The organism is Caloramator proteoclasticus DSM 10124, assembly GCF_900129265.1.
Taxonomy (GTDB): Bacteria; Bacillota; Clostridia; order Clostridiales; family Caloramatoraceae; genus Thermobrachium; species Thermobrachium proteoclasticum.
Genome location: NZ_FQVG01000029.1, coordinates 1 through 17,751, shown reverse-complemented (window position 1 = coordinate 17,751; position 17,751 = coordinate 1). Strand labels below are relative to the sequence as shown.

General features: G+C 29.9%; 21 protein-coding genes. All 21 read left to right on the top strand.

Features of this window, described 5'->3' with window-relative positions; all coding sequences use genetic code 11:
* The first annotated feature begins 5 nt into the window (after window positions 1-5).
* Window positions 6-584, top strand: a complete 579-nt coding sequence (spoIIIAF, locus tag BUB63_RS07795) for a stage III sporulation protein AF (RefSeq protein ID WP_073248923.1) — start codon at window positions 6-8, stop codon at window positions 582-584.
* A gap of 9 nt (window positions 585-593) precedes the next feature.
* A complete protein-coding gene (gene spoIIIAG / locus BUB63_RS07790) occupies window positions 594-1,187 on the top strand; it encodes a stage III sporulation protein AG (protein ID WP_027308280.1) in 594 nt (197 codons plus the stop codon).
* Between the two features lie 62 nt (window positions 1,188-1,249).
* Window positions 1,250-1,747 carry a SpoIIIAH-like family protein gene (locus BUB63_RS07785; RefSeq protein ID WP_073248921.1) on the top strand — a complete coding sequence of 166 codons (498 nt, stop codon included), beginning with the start codon at window positions 1,250-1,252 and terminating at the stop codon, window positions 1,745-1,747.
* A gap of 144 nt (window positions 1,748-1,891) precedes the next feature.
* Window positions 1,892-2,284, top strand: a complete 393-nt coding sequence (locus BUB63_RS07780) for an Asp23/Gls24 family envelope stress response protein (RefSeq protein WP_027308278.1) — start codon at window positions 1,892-1,894, stop codon at window positions 2,282-2,284.
* Between the two features lie 75 nt (window positions 2,285-2,359).
* The gene (gene amaP, locus BUB63_RS07775; RefSeq protein WP_073248919.1) at window positions 2,360-2,878 is read left to right on the top strand and encodes an alkaline shock response membrane anchor protein AmaP; all 519 of its coding nucleotides are present in this window, start codon (window positions 2,360-2,362) and stop codon (window positions 2,876-2,878) included.
* Between the two features lie 15 nt (window positions 2,879-2,893).
* Entirely contained in the window at window positions 2,894-3,118 is a 225-nt protein-coding gene (locus BUB63_RS07770; protein WP_027308276.1) for a DUF2273 domain-containing protein, read from the top strand.
* A gap of 13 nt (window positions 3,119-3,131) precedes the next feature.
* The gene (gene nusB, locus BUB63_RS07765) at window positions 3,132-3,545 is read left to right on the top strand and encodes a transcription antitermination factor NusB (RefSeq protein ID WP_027308275.1); all 414 of its coding nucleotides are present in this window, start codon (window positions 3,132-3,134) and stop codon (window positions 3,543-3,545) included.
* Entirely contained in the window at window positions 3,538-4,476 is a 939-nt protein-coding gene (locus BUB63_RS07760) for a tRNA (adenosine(37)-N6)-threonylcarbamoyltransferase complex transferase subunit TsaD (RefSeq protein ID WP_073248917.1), read from the top strand. The genes nusB and BUB63_RS07760 overlap by 8 nt, the downstream gene beginning before the upstream one ends.
* Entirely contained in the window at window positions 4,466-5,683 is a 1,218-nt protein-coding gene (gene xseA, locus BUB63_RS07755; protein WP_035165898.1) for an exodeoxyribonuclease VII large subunit, read from the top strand. The genes BUB63_RS07760 and xseA overlap by 11 nt, the downstream gene beginning before the upstream one ends.
* Window positions 5,671-5,928: an exodeoxyribonuclease VII small subunit gene (gene xseB, locus BUB63_RS07750; protein ID WP_027308272.1), complete on the top strand. Its 258-nt coding sequence runs from the start codon at window positions 5,671-5,673 to the stop codon at window positions 5,926-5,928. The genes xseA and xseB overlap by 13 nt, the downstream gene beginning before the upstream one ends.
* The gene (locus BUB63_RS07745) at window positions 5,915-6,793 is read left to right on the top strand and encodes a polyprenyl synthetase family protein (protein WP_242947357.1); all 879 of its coding nucleotides are present in this window, start codon (window positions 5,915-5,917) and stop codon (window positions 6,791-6,793) included. Before xseB ends, BUB63_RS07745 begins: the two co-directional genes overlap by 14 nt.
* Window positions 6,794-7,471: 678 nt before the next feature.
* Complete coding sequence (locus BUB63_RS07740) at window positions 7,472-8,053, top strand: hypothetical protein (protein ID WP_073248913.1); 582 nt, start codon at window positions 7,472-7,474, stop codon at window positions 8,051-8,053.
* A gap of 9 nt (window positions 8,054-8,062) precedes the next feature.
* The gene (gene dxs / locus BUB63_RS07735; RefSeq protein WP_073248911.1) at window positions 8,063-9,922 is read left to right on the top strand and encodes a 1-deoxy-D-xylulose-5-phosphate synthase; all 1,860 of its coding nucleotides are present in this window, start codon (window positions 8,063-8,065) and stop codon (window positions 9,920-9,922) included.
* A 12-nt stretch (window positions 9,923-9,934) separates the two neighbouring features.
* Window positions 9,935-10,744 carry a TlyA family RNA methyltransferase gene (locus BUB63_RS07730; RefSeq protein WP_073248909.1) on the top strand — a complete coding sequence of 270 codons (810 nt, stop codon included), beginning with the start codon at window positions 9,935-9,937 and terminating at the stop codon, window positions 10,742-10,744.
* Window positions 10,745-10,790: 46 nt separating this feature from the next.
* Complete coding sequence (locus BUB63_RS07725; protein WP_073248907.1) at window positions 10,791-11,642, top strand: NAD(+)/NADH kinase; 852 nt, start codon at window positions 10,791-10,793, stop codon at window positions 11,640-11,642.
* Window positions 11,643-11,662: 20 nt separating this feature from the next.
* A complete protein-coding gene (locus BUB63_RS07720) occupies window positions 11,663-12,115 on the top strand; it encodes an arginine repressor (RefSeq protein ID WP_027308266.1) in 453 nt (150 codons plus the stop codon).
* Window positions 12,116-12,126: 11 nt separating this feature from the next.
* Window positions 12,127-13,821 carry a DNA repair protein RecN gene (recN, locus tag BUB63_RS07715; RefSeq protein ID WP_073248905.1) on the top strand — a complete coding sequence of 565 codons (1,695 nt, stop codon included), beginning with the start codon at window positions 12,127-12,129 and terminating at the stop codon, window positions 13,819-13,821.
* Between the two features lie 228 nt (window positions 13,822-14,049).
* Window positions 14,050-15,264, top strand: a complete 1,215-nt coding sequence (gene spoIVB / locus BUB63_RS07710) for a SpoIVB peptidase (protein WP_073248903.1) — start codon at window positions 14,050-14,052, stop codon at window positions 15,262-15,264.
* 128 nt (window positions 15,265-15,392) lie between these two features.
* Window positions 15,393-16,199: a sporulation transcription factor Spo0A gene (gene spo0A, locus BUB63_RS07705; RefSeq protein ID WP_073248900.1), complete on the top strand. Its 807-nt coding sequence runs from the start codon at window positions 15,393-15,395 to the stop codon at window positions 16,197-16,199.
* 45 nt (window positions 16,200-16,244) lie between these two features.
* A complete protein-coding gene (locus BUB63_RS07700; RefSeq protein ID WP_035165893.1) occupies window positions 16,245-16,775 on the top strand; it encodes an NUDIX hydrolase in 531 nt (176 codons plus the stop codon).
* A 60-nt stretch (window positions 16,776-16,835) separates the two neighbouring features.
* A complete protein-coding gene (spoIIM, locus tag BUB63_RS07695) occupies window positions 16,836-17,480 on the top strand; it encodes a stage II sporulation protein M (RefSeq protein WP_027308261.1) in 645 nt (214 codons plus the stop codon).
* Window positions 17,481-17,751: the final 271 nt, after the last annotated feature.

The window sequence follows — 17,751 nt, the reverse complement described above, 5'->3', positions numbered from 1 at the left end:
TGCAGATGATTAATTTTTTAAAGGGTTGGATAACTACAATAGTTACTTTGATTATATTTTTAACACTTGCTGAATTGATACTTCCTGAGAATACAATGAAGAAATATTCTAAATTTGTAATAGGATTAATGGTTATTCTTAACATACTTATGCCTGTATTTAAATTGTTTGATAAAAGTTTTAATTTGGAATCAAGTATATCATTATACGAAAAAAAGTACGAACCAATTTTAAACAATAATGAAAATGCAGTTTCTCTTCAAAATAGAATGCAGGAAGTAACTATAAATGAATTTAAAGAAAAGCTTAAGGAGAATATCGAAAAAGATGTATTTAAAAATACAGGTAAAAAAATAACGGTAAAAAGAATTGATGTTAATACAAAAATTGGTTCGGATGATTTTGGAAGTATAAAATATATTGAATTAAAAAAGGACTATTCTTCTGATATAAGACCAGTTGATAAGGTTGTAATAGGAAACAACAACTCGAATAATTTATATGATAATAAAGACAAGGATATTGTTAACTACATTACAAAATCATATAGAATTTCTGAAGAAAATATAGTTTTTGTAAAGTGAGGGATGAGTATGGGTTTTAAATTTAATTTTAAGTTAAATGGAGAAAATATAAAAAAGTATATGATTAATTGTTTGATAGTATGTTTAATAGGTATTTTAATTATGTTGGCAGCAAATATTTTATCTTCAAACTATAGAAGAAATAACAATAATAACGAAGATGCAGAACAAACAAATAGCAAAAATGTAGAAGTTAATTTAAGCACGAGTTATGAAGATAAGATAAAAAGAGAGCTTATTGATATATTATCACAAATTAAGGGTGTAGGCAGAGTCAATGTTATGGTATATTTTGAAGGAAGTACCGAATCGCAGCCTGCTTATAACATAAATGAAAATAACAGAACTATACAGGAAAAGGATAGTCAGGGTGGAACAAGAACAACTAATGAAAATAACAAAAGTATAAATGTGGTTATGATGAATGAAGGAAGTTCACAAAAACCATTTATTTTAAAACAAGTAAATCCATCAATTGGAGGCGTTATAGTTGTAGCAGAGGGTGCTGAAAATCCTATAGTTAAGGAGACAATTAAAAATGCAGTTAAAACAGTCTTGAATTTACCTGCCAATAAAGTTACCGTTGAAGCAATGAAAAAATAGAGAATATAAGTTTTAATAGTTACATATAAATTATTTAGAAATAATATTTTGGGGGGAGTTAAATGGAACAATTTAGAAAACAAACTGCAATAATCGCTGTGTTGGTAGTACTTATTGCCTGCTCTGCTTGGTATGCAAAGAAGTTTAATGATCAATCAAAGGGTGTTTCAAATCTAAAGGACAAAACAACTCAAACTTCAAAGAGCAATTCGAACTATTTTGTTGAAGCAAGAAGTGGAAGAGATAATCAATTAAGTATTCATAAGCAGGAACTTGAGAATATCATCAATAACAAGAATTCTACTAAGGAAGCAATAGCACAAGCCCAAGCTAAATTAATATTACTGGCAGATTGGGCAGATAAGCAAGCAAGAGTTGAACAATTAGCAAAGCAGAGAGGTTTTGAGGACGCTGTATGTTTTATCAATGAAAATGGCGTTGAACTTTGTGTAAAGAGTGCAGAGGACTTAACCAGTGAGCAGGCAGCACAACTTATGGATGATGTAGTTAGAACAACAAGTATATCACCAACAAAAATAATTATTAAAAATCAAAAATAATAAAATTTGTAAATAAAACTATTGATTTTATTTAATATTAGTTGTACACTAATACTTGAAGTAATTTGTAAATATTTAGATTTTATATATTCGGGCTTTTAGCCCGAAAATTATTACTTTTTGAAAAAATTGGAGGTGGATTTAATGGGTGAGAATACAATTTATACAAATGGAATAGGAGAAGTTGTTATAGCACCTGAAGTGGTTAGTATTATAGCATCGATTGCAGCAACAGAGGTTAAAGGTGTAGTTGGAATGTATGGTGGCTTTACAGAGGAGTTTGTTGAAAAATTTGGTGTAAAGTCATCAAATAAGGGTATTAAAGTTCAAATTAATGAAGAAGGAGAAGTTGTAATTGATTTGAATTTGATAATAGAATATGGTGTTAGAATACCTGATATTGCATTTGAAGTACAGCAAAATGTTAAAAGATCAGTAGAGACTATGACTGGATTAAAGGTTTTAGATGTTAATATTCATATTCAGGGAATTAATATCACAAAAGAAAATAAAGAAGAGGAAAAGAAAAATAAATAAGAATGTGAGAGGCTCATATAAATGCGATATAGACAGGCATTGTATGAGCTTCAAATATGAAATAGGGGTGAGCAAATGAATAAACTATTAGGAAGTATTTACATATTAATAGTAACTGCCATTTTGTTTTTTTTGTTGTCAATTTCAGTAGGAGTATATGACTATAGTTATTTTATAAACATATTAGACAAAAATTATAATTCTATATATACTATACTTGTGATTAGTGTATTAATATTAATAAATTTAGTTATTTTAGCAGGGCTTATAAAATCTAATAAAAACAATTTTCATTTAATAAAATATACAACAGAAGGTGAAATCACAATTACCTTTGAAACAATTAAATCGATTGTATATAAAGCTGTATATCAAATAAGGGGATTTAAAGAAATAAAGGTATTTGTGAAACCACAGGGTGATAAAATAAGCATAATGATAAAGGGAGTTATTCTACCAGAGCTTAATATACCTCAAACAGTAATAGAAGTTCAAAAACTTGTAAAGGAAAAGGTTGAGGCTTTAGTCGAAATACCTGTTGAGGAAGTTAAAGTGGTTGTTGAAAATTTATCAACAACTACGAGGCTTCGTTAAAGGAGCGATTTAAATATGAATAGGGAAGCATTCATTAAATTTTTAGTAGAAAATAAGGGGAAAATTTTGGGGGTAGCTATAGGTTTAGCATTTTCAATTCTTGTTTTATTAATAGGTTTTTTTAAAACTGTGTTTATTGTATTTTGTGTTCTTTTAGGTTATTATATTGGCAATAAGATTGATAATAAAGAAAACATATTAGAAACAATAGAGAAAATAATACCAAACGAATGGAAGTAATGGAGGAATGCATATGAGTAGAAAAGCAGCAAGAGAAATGGCTATGAAATTAGTATTTCAGATGGAGCTAACTAAGGAGTCCGCTGTTGAAACATTTAATAAAATTAATGAATTAGATGAGTATAATAATTTACAGGACCAGTTAGAATACATTGAAGATTGTGTTAAGGGAGTAGATAAGAATAGACAATTATTAGATGAGTACATAGAAAAATATTCAAAGGGTTGGAAAATAAATAGAATTGCTAAGGTAGATTTAGCAATAATGAGACTTGCACTTTATGAAATGCTTTATAGAGAAGATGTTCCTAATGCCGCAGCTATAGATGAAGCGATTGAATTAGCAAAAAAATACGGTGGAGACAATTCACCATCCTTTATAAATGGTATATTAGGAAATATTATTAAGGAGCTAAAAAATGAGTAGAGTACTTGGAATAGATACAAGTAATTATACAACCTCTATATGTATAGTTGAGGACAATAAAGTAGTTTGCGATAGGCGAAAAATTTTATATGTAGAAAATGGAAAAAGGGGCTTGAGACAATCAGAAGCCCTTTTTCAGCACATAAAAAATATTCCAGATTTGCTTAATGATAATAAAGTTTCAAAAATAGATGCAGTATGTGTTAGCACAAGACCAAGACCCTACCACAATTCATATATGCCTGTATTTAAGGCGGGTGAATCTATAGCAAAATCAATTTCAAGTGTGCTAAAAATTCCATATTATGAAACAACGCATCAGGAAGGGCATATAGAATCTGCAAAGTTTTCAATTGGGTTTAATGAAGAAGAATTTATTGCTATTCACATTTCAGGGGGAACCTCTGAAATATTACTTTACAAAGATAACACTAATCCTTCCATAGAACTTATTGGAGGTACAAAGGATATAAGTATTGGACAATTTATTGATAGAGTAGGAGTAGCTTTGGGATTTGATTTTCCTGCAGGTAAATATATAGATGATTTAGCCATAAATACTTCTAAAACTGAATTAGTTATTCCGTCTAAGGTAGATGGGTTTTATTTTAATTTGTCAGGACAAGAAACAAAGGCCATAGGATTTTTAGAAAAGGGTTATCCTAAGGATGAAATAGCTCTATCTACGATGAAATGCGTTGTTAAGACATTGGATAAATTAATAAATAATATTGTTATAAAGTATGATAAAAAAGTATTATTGTTTGGAGGAGTTGCTTCAAGTAAATTTATTAGTAGTTACTTAAATGAAAGATATAAAGGAAGAGTATATATATCAAAACCAGAATATTCATTAGACAATGCTGTTGGTGTCGCTTTAATAGGATATAAAAGGTTAAATCAAAATAGGAGAGATAAGAATGAACAATAATGCTTTAACTGTAACAGAACTTAATTTATATATTAAGGATATCATCGAAAACAATATTCAACTATCTAATATAATTGTAAAGGGCGAAATATCGAATTTTAAGCATCATAGTTCAGGTCATATGTATTTTACTTTAAAGGACAATGATAGTAAAATAAAATGTGTAATGTTTAAGGGGTATAACTCTTATTTAAAGATTAAATTGGAAGATGGTATGAAGGTTTTAGCAAGAGGATATGTATCTGTATACGAAAGAGATGGAGTTTATCAGCTATATTGTACGGATATTAAAAAAGATGGATTGGGAGATCTATACTTAGCATACGAAGAGTTAAAGAAGAAATTGGAGCAGGAAGGTTTATTTGATGAAAAACATAAAAAGAAACTTCCCCTTTTACCAAGAAGAATAGGAGTTGCAACATCAAGTACAGGTGCAGTTATTAGAGATATTATTAATGTTGCAAGTCGTAGATTTTATAATGTAAATATACTCTTGTATCCTGTAAAGGTACAGGGGGAAGGTGCTGCTGAAACAATTGTAGAGGCAATAGAATATTTTAATGATAGGGATGATATTGATGTCATAATTATTGGTAGAGGTGGAGGCTCTATTGAGGAACTTTGGGCATTTAATGAGGAAATTGTAGCAAGAGCAATCTATAAAAGTAAAATACCAATTGTTTCAGCTGTAGGACACGAGACAGATTTTACAATAGCCGATTTTGTAGCAGATATAAGAGCTTCAACTCCTTCACATGCAGCAGAAATAGTGGTTCCTTCATATTCAGAGCTATTATACAAAATAACAAGTTTAAAAACAAATCTATATAACAGCGTTAATAATAGAATTAAAAGGGATAAGATTTTAATTGAAAATCTGTCTTCCAAAATAAAGCTAAACTCACCACAAAATAAAATTAATGTGCATTATCAGTATTTAGATAATTTAAGGGACAAATTAATCAATAGCACAAATAACACATTAATAAAGAAAAAGCACAATCTAATGCTAACAGTACAAAAGTTAGATGGTTTAAGTCCATTGAAGTCAATAAGTAGAGGATTTGCTGCGGTTGTAAAGAATGAAAAGTTAATAAAAAGTATAGAGCAGGTAGAAAAAAATGATATAATAGAGGTATATTTTGAAGATGGAAAATTAGATTGTATTATAAAGGAAAAATCGGAGGTAAAAATATGGCAAGAGTAAAAAAGGATGGGTTAACCTTTGAAGAAGCAATAAAGAGGCTTGAGGAAATAGTTTATGAAATAGAGGATAAGGATTTGAGTTTAGAGGATACAATTGTTAAGTTCAAAGAAGGTATGGAACTTGCAAATCTTTGCAATAAAAAGTTAGATGAGGCGGAAAGAAAAATTAATGTACTTTTAAAGGGTGAAAAACAGGAATTAGTCGAAGATAATTTTACCGTTGAGGTGGAAAATGATGCTTTTTAATCAACAACTAAAAGAAAGACAACAAATGGTTAATGTAAGATTATCTGAACTTTTAGATAGTGCTAATATACCAAATGTAATATACGAACCGATGAAATATAGTGTTGATGCAGGAGGTAAAAGAATAAGACCTATTTTAACACTTTCAATAACAGAGGCTTTAGGTGGAGATTTAAAGGATGCCTTAGATTTTGGATGTGCAATTGAGTTTATTCATACATATTCTTTAATTCACGATGATTTGCCAGCGATGGATAATGATGATTTTAGAAGAGGAAAACTAACTAATCATAAAGTTTATGGAGAAGCAATTGCTATTCTTGCTGGGGATGCCTTATTGAACTTTGCCTTTGAGGTTCTTTCACAAAAGCTTGAAGAAAACAATAATCCATTATATGTAAAGGCTGTTAAAGAAATAGTTAAGGCATCTGGTTCAAGAGGTATGGTTGCTGGTCAAGCAATTGATATTAAAAGTGAAAATAAACAGTTAAAATTAGAAGAGCTTTATAATATGCATAGATTAAAAACAGGTGCAATAATAGAAGCAGCATGTGTAGCTGCAGCTTATATTTCAAATAGAGAAGAAAGTGTTGAAATTATAAGAGATTTTAGTAGACACCTGGGAATAGCCTTTCAAATAGTTGATGATATATTAGATTTCATAGGGGACGAAAAGAAACTTGGCAAAACTGTAGGGAAGGATAAAGAAGCTAATAAAGCAACTTATGTTACTATTTTAGGTATTGATGAGGCTAAAAAGCGAGCACAGGAACATTCTAAAATATCAATAAAAATTGCAAATGATATTGATAAAAGTGGATTTTTATCAAAGTTAACAGAATATCTTCTATTTAGAGATAATTAAATTATATTATCTAATTCCAAACTTGTATAAAAAATTATATTGTATGTATGATATAATTATGTTACAATAACATTCTGCTTAGGGTGGTGCAGTATTCTAGTCAGCTTAATCCATTCTGAAGGCGGGGCTAAAAATCCGTCAAAGGGCACATCGATGAAGTTCCTTGTGCTGGCTCGCTACGCCCAGTAGTGGGTTGGTACTGGGAGTAAGGGGGATGGGGCGACCGCAATGGCATGCGTAATCGACCCTACCCCCGCGGAGACCCTAAATTGTGGAATCACGAGGTTCTATGATTAGGGATTAAACCTGCATCGTGGTTGAAGCTGCGTGCAGTGTAGCCTGCCTTGAGCGAGTGTGGTGGAGGGTAGATCAGGCTTAATGGTGAAGGGCCCTCACTATTAAGTTATTGCTACAGGAAACCACATTTGCAAAAGAGGCTAGGAATGGATGATGCTGTTGAGGAAAACTCCTAGACTGTTCCAATAAGGAGGCAATTGAGGGATTGCAGTGTGGACTAAGTGGTAATCCAGCCCCATATACGGCAACGGTATGGGTTTTTGGTTAAAGGGAAACCGCCAAAATGGCGACGTTTTGGTCCAAAAACGGGAAATCCTGCTGGACCTAAGCCGCAAACTTAACCTCAATTGCTACCACCCGAGTACATAAAAGGTGGTATAAATGGGTAAGACAAATAAAAAAATCAAACTACATAAAAAGAAAACGAGTGATAAAAATGCAAATATTAAATGGATAGTTTTAATTATAATATGGACATTTATAATATCAGCAAGTATAAGTTTCGTATCAAATTCTCTACTTAGTGGTGTGGGAATTTTTTTTGCATTTTTCGTATTAGTATCGATTATACTTATAGGTATTATTTTTGATATAATAGGTGTGGCTGTAACTGCAGCAGAAGAAGCACCATTTCATTCTCTTGCCTCAAGAAAAGTAATAGGTGCTAAAACAGCAGTAAAGCTAATTAGAAATGCCGATAAGGTATCTAATTTTTGTAATGATGTTATAGGTGATATTTGTGGAGTTGTAAGTGGTGCTGCAGGAGCAATTATTATATCAAAATTAATATCTAAAGGTATTAGCAACAATCAAACAGTTTTATCACTAATTGTTAGTGCTACTATTGCTTCGCTTACTGTCGGAGGAAAGGCAATAGGTAAAAATTTTGCAATGACTCAAAGCAACAATATAGTATATAAAACAGCATGGATTATAGAAACAATTAGATTAAATAGAAAATAGGGTGAAGGTATGAGGTACTTAGAAAAAATAAATAAACCAAATGATATAAAGAATCTTTCAATTAATGAATTGAATTTATTATCAGGAGAATTGAGGGAATTTTTAATAGATACTGTATCAAAAACAGGTGGCCATTTAGCATCAAATTTAGGTGTTATTGAGCTAACATTGGCTTTATTTTATGTTTTTAATTTTGAAAAGGATAGAATAGTTTGGGATGTAGGACATCAAACATATATACATAAAATAATAACTGGAAGAAAAGATAAATTTCATACACTTAGAAAATATGAAGGTATAAGTGGATTTCCAAAGCCCACAGAGAGTAGTTATGACCATTTTGTTACTGGGCATAGTAGTACTTCTATATCAGCAGCTCTTGGAATGGCAAGAGCAAGGGATTTAAAGGGTGAAAAACATAATGTTATTGCTGTTATAGGTGATGGTGCTTTAACTGGAGGTATGGCCTTTGAGGCTTTAAATGATGCAGGAAGCTCAAAGACCAATTTAATTGTTATACTAAATGATAATGAGATGTCCATATCTCAAAATGTAGGTAGTTTATCTTGCTATTTAAGTAAAATAAGAACAGCCCCTGCCTATATAAATTTTAGAGATGAAATAGAACAAATGTTAAAAAAGATACCGGCAGTTGGTAATAATTTATATAAATCAGCTGAGAAGTTTAAGGATGGATTAAAGCATCTTGTAGTACAAGGAATGTTATTTGAAGAATTAGGATTTAAATACTTAGGTCCAATAGATGGACATAACATTGAGGTTTTAACTGATGTATTAAAAAGAGCACAGACAATAAAGGGACCTGTAATTATTCATACTATAACAAAAAAGGGAAGAGGATACTGCTATGCTGAAGAAAATCCAGAGATTTTTCACGGTGTTGATGCCTTTGAAATAGAGACAGGGGAAAGAATAGCTAAGAGGAAGGAAACCTATTCAAAGGTTTTCGGAGAAGAAATAGTTAGGGAAGCAGAAGATAATAACAAAATAATTGCTATAACAGCTGCAATGCCAGATGGCACAGGTCTGACTGAATTTTCAGAAAAGTTTCCTGAGAGATTTTACGATGTCGGTATTGCAGAACAGCATGCAGCTACTATGGCAGCTGGTCTTGCTAAGGAAGGTTTTAAGCCTATATTTGCTGTATATTCTACATTTTTGCAAAGAGCCTTTGATCAAGTTATACACGATATATGTATACAAAGGCTTCCAGTAATTTTATCTATTGATAGGGCAGGAATAGTTGGTGAAGATGGAGAGACTCATCAAGGAGTATTTGATTTATCTTACCTTAGATTGATACCAAATTTAACTATACTATCACCAAAGGATTTAGTTGAGTTTAGGTATATGCTACGCTGGTGTTTTAAACAAAATAATCCAATAGCTATTAGGTATCCAAGAGGTGGAGATTTAGATATAAAGTTTGATAAATATGATGATATAAATCTTGGTAAATGGGAAAGATTATTAATAGGCAACAAAGTTACAATTCTTGCAGTTGGCAAAATGGTTCAACATTCAATGAAGGCAGCAGTAAGATTAAAAGGTAGAGGAATAGATGTTGAACTTATAAATTGTAGATTTATAAAGCCATTAGACAAAACAATGTTAGATAATCTAATAGAAAGATCAGACCATATATTTACAGTTGAGGATAATGTCTTATATGGCGGTTTTGGTTCTGCCATTAATGAATATTTAATAAGCAAAAATTATAAAGGAAAGGTTGTAAATATTGCTTTTCCTGATGAATTCATACCACACGGTAGTGTTGATATACTTTATAAAAAATATGGTTTAGATCCAGATGGAATATATAATACAATAATAAAAAACATTGACTAAGAGGAGAGAAAGATGGCGGATAAGGAAAGAATTGATGTTTTGTTAGTTGAAAAAGGCTTTTTTGATTCAAGAGAAAAGGCAAGAAAGAATATTATGGCTGGCCTTGTCTTTGTAAATAATCAAAGAGTGGATAAACCAGGCGAAAAGGTTAATGTTGACTCTGAAATAGAAGTAAAAGGACAAGCAATTCCCTATGTAAGTAGAGGTGGGTTAAAGCTTGAAAAGGCAATAAAATCCTTTAATATTAGTTTAAATGATAAAGTTGCAATGGATGTTGGAGCATCAACAGGCGGTTTTACAGATTGTATGTTAAAAAATGGTGCATCTAAAGTGTTTGCAATAGACGTTGGATATGGACAAATGGCTTGGGAACTAAGAAATGATAAGAGAGTAGTTTGTATGGAAAGAACCAACATAAGATATGTAACTAAGGAAGATATTGGAGAACCCATAGATTTTACTTCAATAGATGTATCCTTTATATCATTAAAACTTGTTTTGCCAGTAGTTAAAGAACTTTCAAAGGAGGAGGCTGAAGTTGTATGCCTTATAAAGCCGCAGTTTGAAGCTGGAAGAGAAAAGGTAGGCAAAAAAGGTGTGGTGAAAGATAAAGAGGTTCATATTGAAGTTATAAAATCAGTACTTGAGTTTGCAATTTCTATAGGTTATTCTTTAAAAGGATTGACTTTTTCACCTATAAAGGGCCCAGAAGGGAATATAGAATATTTAGCTTATTTGATAAATAAACAGGATTTAGCACAAATAGATGACAAAATAATACAAGATGTTGTAGAAGAAGCTCATAAATCATTAAATGCGTAGAAGGAAAAAAGGATGTTGTGTAGAATTTTTTATTAGGGAGTGAATTATGTTAAAGGTTGGGATTTTTGTTAATAGAGAAAAGGATGAGGGTTTTGAATTTACAAAAGATATAGTCAGGTGGCTTTTGAATAACAGTTTTATAGTTTACATAGAATATGATTTAAACATACACAACGATAATCTTAATATAGTTGATAAGGATTTAATGTACAGTAATTCGGACTTTATTATTGTTTTAGGTGGAGATGGAACAATATTAGGCGTTGCAAGGGACTTGATAAGATATAATACCCCAATTTTAGGTGTGAATCTTGGAAATTTAGGATTTATTACAGAAGTTGAACTTAAAGATATATTCAATTCACTTGAAAATATAAAAAATGGAAACTATAAGATTGAAGAAAGAATGATGCTCAAAGCAGATATTTATAGAGAAAAGTATAAACTAAAAACCTATTATGCATTAAATGACGTGTGTATAACAAGAGGATATATGTTAAAACTTGTAAAACTAACTGCATTTATTGGACATAATTTAGTTGATAAATATAATGCAGATGGATTGCTTATATCAACACCAACTGGTTCAACTGCATATTCCCTTTCAGCAGGTGGCCCAATTGTAAGTCCAACAATGAATTTAATGCTAATTACACCAATATGTCCTCATTCATTAAAATCAAGAACGATTGTTGTTCCAGATGATGATGAGATTATAATTGAAGTTGATGCATCACAAAATGGGAAGGTATATTTAACAGCCGATGGTCAAGAAGGTTGTGAATTGTTACCAGAAGATAGGATTCACATAAATAAAGCACAAAATTCATTGAGGCTAATAAAAACTAATAATAGATCTTTTTATGATATATTAAGAAACAAACTAAAAGATAGATAAGCGGGAAGAGAGGGGAATTTATGAAGATTTCAAGACACGCAAAAATTCTTGAAATAATAAACAATAAGGAAATTGAAACCCAGGAGGAGCTTGTTGATGAGTTACGTAAAATTGGAATGGATGTAACTCAAGCTACAGTTTCAAGGGATATTAAGGAACTAAAGTTAATAAAGGTATTGACTAAAGATGGTAAGTATAAGTATGCCTCTATGGCACAAGGAGATAATTATTTAACAGAAAAGTTAGTAAGCATATTTTCACAAACAGTTTTAACAATCGATTATGTAAATAATATGATAGTTTTAAAAACTTTATCTGGTTCAGCATCAGCAGCAGCTGAGGCAATTGACACATTAAGATGGGATGGAATAGTAGGTACTATTGCAGGAGACAATACTATTTTTGTTATGGCAAGGTCTAATGAGAAGGCAGAAGAATTAGTTGCTAAATTTAGAAGATTAATAAACGAATAAGGAGGCATAATATGCTTCTAAAACTAAGGATAAAAAATTTTGCATTGATTGATGAATTAGAACTTGATTTTTCTGGAGGATTTAATGTTTTAACTGGAGAAACAGGGGCAGGAAAGTCAATTTTAATAGATTCTGTAAGTTTTTTAGTTGGTGAAAAATTTAATAGAGAGATAATTCGTACAGGTTGTGATTATGCTTATGTAGAGGGTATTTTTGAAATAAAGAATGATAAGATTAACTATTTATTGAGGGAAAGCGGAATAGACAATGATGATTATTTGATACTTGCAAGGGAAATTAATCAAAATAATAAGAGTATATTAAGAGTTAATGGTAGAACAACAAGCTTATCCTTTATAAGAGAAATAAGTAAATATTTAATAGATATACACGGTCAACACGAACATCAATCTCTATTAGACGAAGCAAAGCATATTGATATTTTAGATTCATTTTGTGGAGATGCTTTTAAAAGCATAAAAATAGGTTATAGAGAATTATTTGAAAAGTTAAAATCAATAGAGAAGGAAATAGATAGACTGACTCAGGATGAACAATTAAGGCTTAGAAAAATAGATTTATTAAAATTTCAGGTTCAAGAAATAAATGATGCACAGCTAAAAGAAGGAGAAGAAGAAGAGTTAATTCAAAGAAGGGATATACTAAAAAATGCAGAAAAAATATTCTCCTGTTTAAATTTAGCCTATCAGAAGATTTATAGCAGTGATGATTATGAGAGTGCATTTGACTCTATAGGTTCAGCTATGGTTAGCTTAGAACAGATATCTCAATATGATGACAAATTGAATACAATAAAGATGGCTATAGAAGAAGTTTATTACAAATTAGAAGATGCAATTGAATCAATAAGAGAATATAAAGATAAAATAGAATATAATGATGAAGAGTTAAATGAAATAGAAAATAGATTGGATCTAATTAATAATCTAAAGAGAAAGTATGGTAAGGATATTAAAGAAATTTTAAATTATTATAATAATATTAGTATTGAGTTGGAAGAATTAGAAAAGAGCGACGAAAAATTAGAAGAACTAAAAAAGGAATACGAAAATATATTAAATGAGCTAAACTTAGTAGCATATAAAATAACTAATATAAGGAAAGAGACTGGTATTAAATTAAAGGAAAAAATAGAAGCAGAATTGAAGTATTTAGGAATGGAAAAAGCAGTTTTTGAAGTTGATATTACAGAAAAGGATAAATTTGATAATAATGGAAAAGATGAAGTGAGATTTCTTATATCATCAAATATTGGTGAACCTTTAAAACCTTTACATAAAGTTGCATCTGGCGGAGAAATTTCAAGAATTATGTTAGCAATAAAAAGCGTTGTTGCTGATGTTGATAGTATTCCAATATTGATTTTTGACGAAATAGATACAGGTATTAGTGGAAGAACAGCACAAAGTGTAGCTGAAAAAATGGTACTTATCTCAAAGAAACATCAAATACTTTGTGTAACACATCTTCCTCAGATTGCATCAATGGGAGACAAGCATTTTAAAATACAAAAAATTGTAAGTGATAACAAAACTATTACATTAGTAAGTGACCTACAAAATCAAGATAGAATAGATGAGATTGCAAGAATGCTTGGTGGAGCAATAGTGACAGAGCTTACTAAAACTAATGCAAAAGAAATTTTATTATTAGCAGAGCAACTTAAAAATCAAATAAGACATTAAGAGGACTTAATTATTAAGTCCTTTTTGTTTTACAAAAAATGTAAAAGTCAATTTTGTAATTTTTATATTTTAAAATGTAATAGTTTTTTATTTAAACATAACCTTACAAATAAAGTTTATGATGTATAAGTTTCATTCTATATTATAGTATATGTAGACATAAAAAAGGTTAACTTAAAATTAAAGAAAGGAAGGTGGAGTTATAAAGAATGGCAGAGGAGTGATAAAATGAAAACCAAAGCAAAAAAATCAGCAAAATTTATGCTGTTTACCATAATAATATTTTTAACATTTTTTATGAGTTATATTAATCAAATTCCGTCTTCAATTAATGTTACTAAAGATATAAATTATATAAAACTAACTAAAAGCAATATCATTAAGCTTACCACAAGTGATATAGATTTAGTGAGTTCTCAAAACAAAAACAGTGTAAAAGGTTATGTTAAACTATTTGGGTTAGTTCCCATAAAAGAAGTAACTATAAATTTTAATAAGGATAGGAAGGTTTATGCAGGAGGTCATTCAATAGGAGTTAAACTTTATACAGAAGGTGTGCTGGTTGTTGGATTTTCAGATATTGAAACAAATAGTGGGAAAAAGCAAAGTCCAGCTGTTGTATCAAATGTTCAAATAGGTGATATGATTGTAGAAATTAACGGAAAAAGAATTAAATATATTAAAGATTTATCGGAAGAAATATCAAAATCAAATGGAAATGCTCTAAACTTAAAATTAAAACGCAGGGATAAATATATAGATACAACAATAAATCCGGTACTCAATAAAAACAATCAATATAAGCTTGGAATGTGGGTTAGGGATTCAACATCTGGTATAGGAACTTTAACGTTTGTTGATCCAAAACTAAAAAAATTTGCAGCTTTAGGTCACCCAATAAATGATATTGATACAGGGCAGTTACTAACTGTTAGAGAAGGAAGTATATACAAGGCAAAAGTTATTGATATAACAAAGGGTGAAAAGGGAAAGCCAGGTGAACTAAGAGGTGCCTTTAGTGAGGATGATGAAATAGGTAATTTGACCAAGAACACATTATGTGGAATATATGGTAGTATAAAAAATTTAAATGATTTTGTAAAATCAAATTCAAAGGAATATATTATTGCAAGTCAAAATGAAATTAAAGAGGGACCTGCAAAAATTTTAGTGGAAGTAGATGATGATGTCAAAGAATACAATATTAATATAGAAAAAATTAATAAACAAAGTTCACCAAATTCAAAAAGTATGGTAATAAGAATTATCGATAAGAATTTAATTGAAAAGACAGGTGGAATTGTTCAAGGAATGAGTGGAAGTCCAATTATACAGGATGACAAATTGGTAGGTGCTGTAACTCACGTATTTGTCAATAGACCTGATATGGGGTATGCAATTTTTGCTGAATGGATGTATAATGAGTTAGATGATGGTTTTTAATGAAGAAAGCTGCAAAATGCAGCTTCTTCATTAAAAAAATTTATTTTCTTAGAAGGAAATTAAATGTATTTGTCGAATAGTTTTATTATGAAATTAATTAGGATTAGGCGGGTAGGGGAGGTCAAATTATGAATGGTGAAAAAATAAAAATTGTCATTGCAGATGATAATAAGGAATTTTCAACAATACTTAACGAATATCTTAGCACTCAAGAGGATTTTGAGGTTTTAGGAGTAGCAAAGGACGGTAATGAAGCAGTTGATTTAGTTCAAAAAACTAACCCTGATGTATTGGTATTAGACATAATAATGCCCCATTTAGATGGTCTTGGGGTATTAGAAAAAATTAACTCATTTGAAGATACAAAGATTCCGAAGGTAATAGTTTTGTCAGCTGTGGGACAGGACAAAATAACTCAAAGAGCAATAAATTTAGGGGCTGAATATTATGTAGTTAAGCCATTTGATATGGAGATATTCTCAAAAAGAATAAGACAGATGTTTAATCAAGGTGCTGTTGAAACAAGTAAAAAAGTAACATTTGTAAGATCTGAACCAACAATAAATAAGTTAAACAATCCCAATAATTTAGAAGCGGAAATAACAAATATAATACATGAAATTGGTGTTCCAGCACATATAAAGGGATATATGTATCTAAGAGATGCTATTCAAATGGTTGTTAATGATATTGAACTTTTAAGTGCAATAACAAAGGAACTTTATCCATCAATAGCAAGAAAATATAATACTACTCCAAGTCGAGTAGAAAGGGCTATAAGACACGCTATAGAAGTTGCATGGGCAAGAGGACAAGTAGAAACTATAAATAAAATATTTGGCTATACTATTCACAATGATAAGGGCAAACCAACTAATAGTGAATTTATAGCTATGATTGCAGATAAATTAAGATTAAAACAAAAATTAGGTTAAAATAATCCATTTAAATGGATTATTTTTTTTAAAAGGAGTGATTATATGTTTAAAGAAAAGACACTAAAAAGTAATTATTTGTTTAAAGGAAAAGTAATTAATCTAAGAATTGATGAAGTTGAGACTTATTCGAATAGAATATCCACACGAGAAATAGTTGAACATAATGGCGGAGTGGGAATTGTAGCAGTTGAGGATGGAAATGTATTTCTTGTTAGACAATATAGAAGACCCTTTGATGAGATAATATACGAAATACCAGCTGGAAAGCTGGAAATGGGTGAAGAACCTTTAAGTTGTGCATATAGAGAATTAGAAGAAGAAACTGGCTATAAGGCTTTAGATATGAAGCTGATGACTTCAATTTATACATCTCCAGGATTCTGTACAGAAAAATTATATATTTATTTTTGCGATAAAATGGTGAAAACTAAAACTAATTTTGATGAAGATGAATATTTAGAATTAATTAAGGTACCTATTTTAGAAGCAAAAAAAATGATATTAGACGGTACTATAAAGGATGCAAAATCAATAGTGGGAATATTAATGTTAAACGATTTTATACATAAGTAAAGAATATTTTAAAAAGCCTCCTCATATATTTAAATTAGACTAAAGAGGAGGTGTATTATTATGCCAACAATGAATAATAATAATTTTTTTTCTAAACATTTAAAGGAAAATTTTTTACTGTATTTTTTTGTAACACTTTTTTTTGCGATAGGATTATCTATAGGGGCTTTTATGTCTAAGGGTTTAGATACAAACAGTAAGCAAAGTGTATTAGTATATATAAACAATTTTTTTCAAATAGTAGGTAATGAGAATGTTGATACTTCTTCTATTTTTATAAGATCTTTAAAAAATAATGGACAAACTCTTTTACTTATACTAATTTTATGTATTACATATATCGGTGTTCCTTTGATATTTATTTTTGATGCATTCAAAGGCTTTATTTTAGGTTTTACTATATCATTTTGCTTACAAACTATGGGATATAAAGGGTTACTGTTTTTATTTATAACAGTTATTCCTCAGAATGTAATATATATTCCTTGTTTAATTGTTGCATCTGCTATAGCAATAGAGCACGGCTTTTGGATATATAAGAAAAATATACAGAAGAGTAGTTTTTTAAAACAAAAGAATGGCTTACTTGATATTACGTTGGTTTTTATATTTTTATTTTTGATAATGTTGGTTGGAAGTTTATATGAATCCTTTGTGGTTCCCTTCATATTAAAAAGTTTATCAGGGTATCTTATCATACAATAGGTGATTTTTATGAAGAAGATTAAAAAATTAATCCTGAATTATTCACCAACCAAAAATTAAACTGAAAAATATTTATAAGAAATCTTAGTATAATTGTTATATGAATAAAATTTTCATAAATTACAGATATTTACATTAAAGAAGAATAGATTTCACCTATAGTATAAAATTTTACTTTTTGAACTTATCAAAGAACAATAATAAAAGAATTTCATTCTAACTTGTGAATATTTGCTACAATCTCATAAAAATCATTTTTATATGCGTAGCT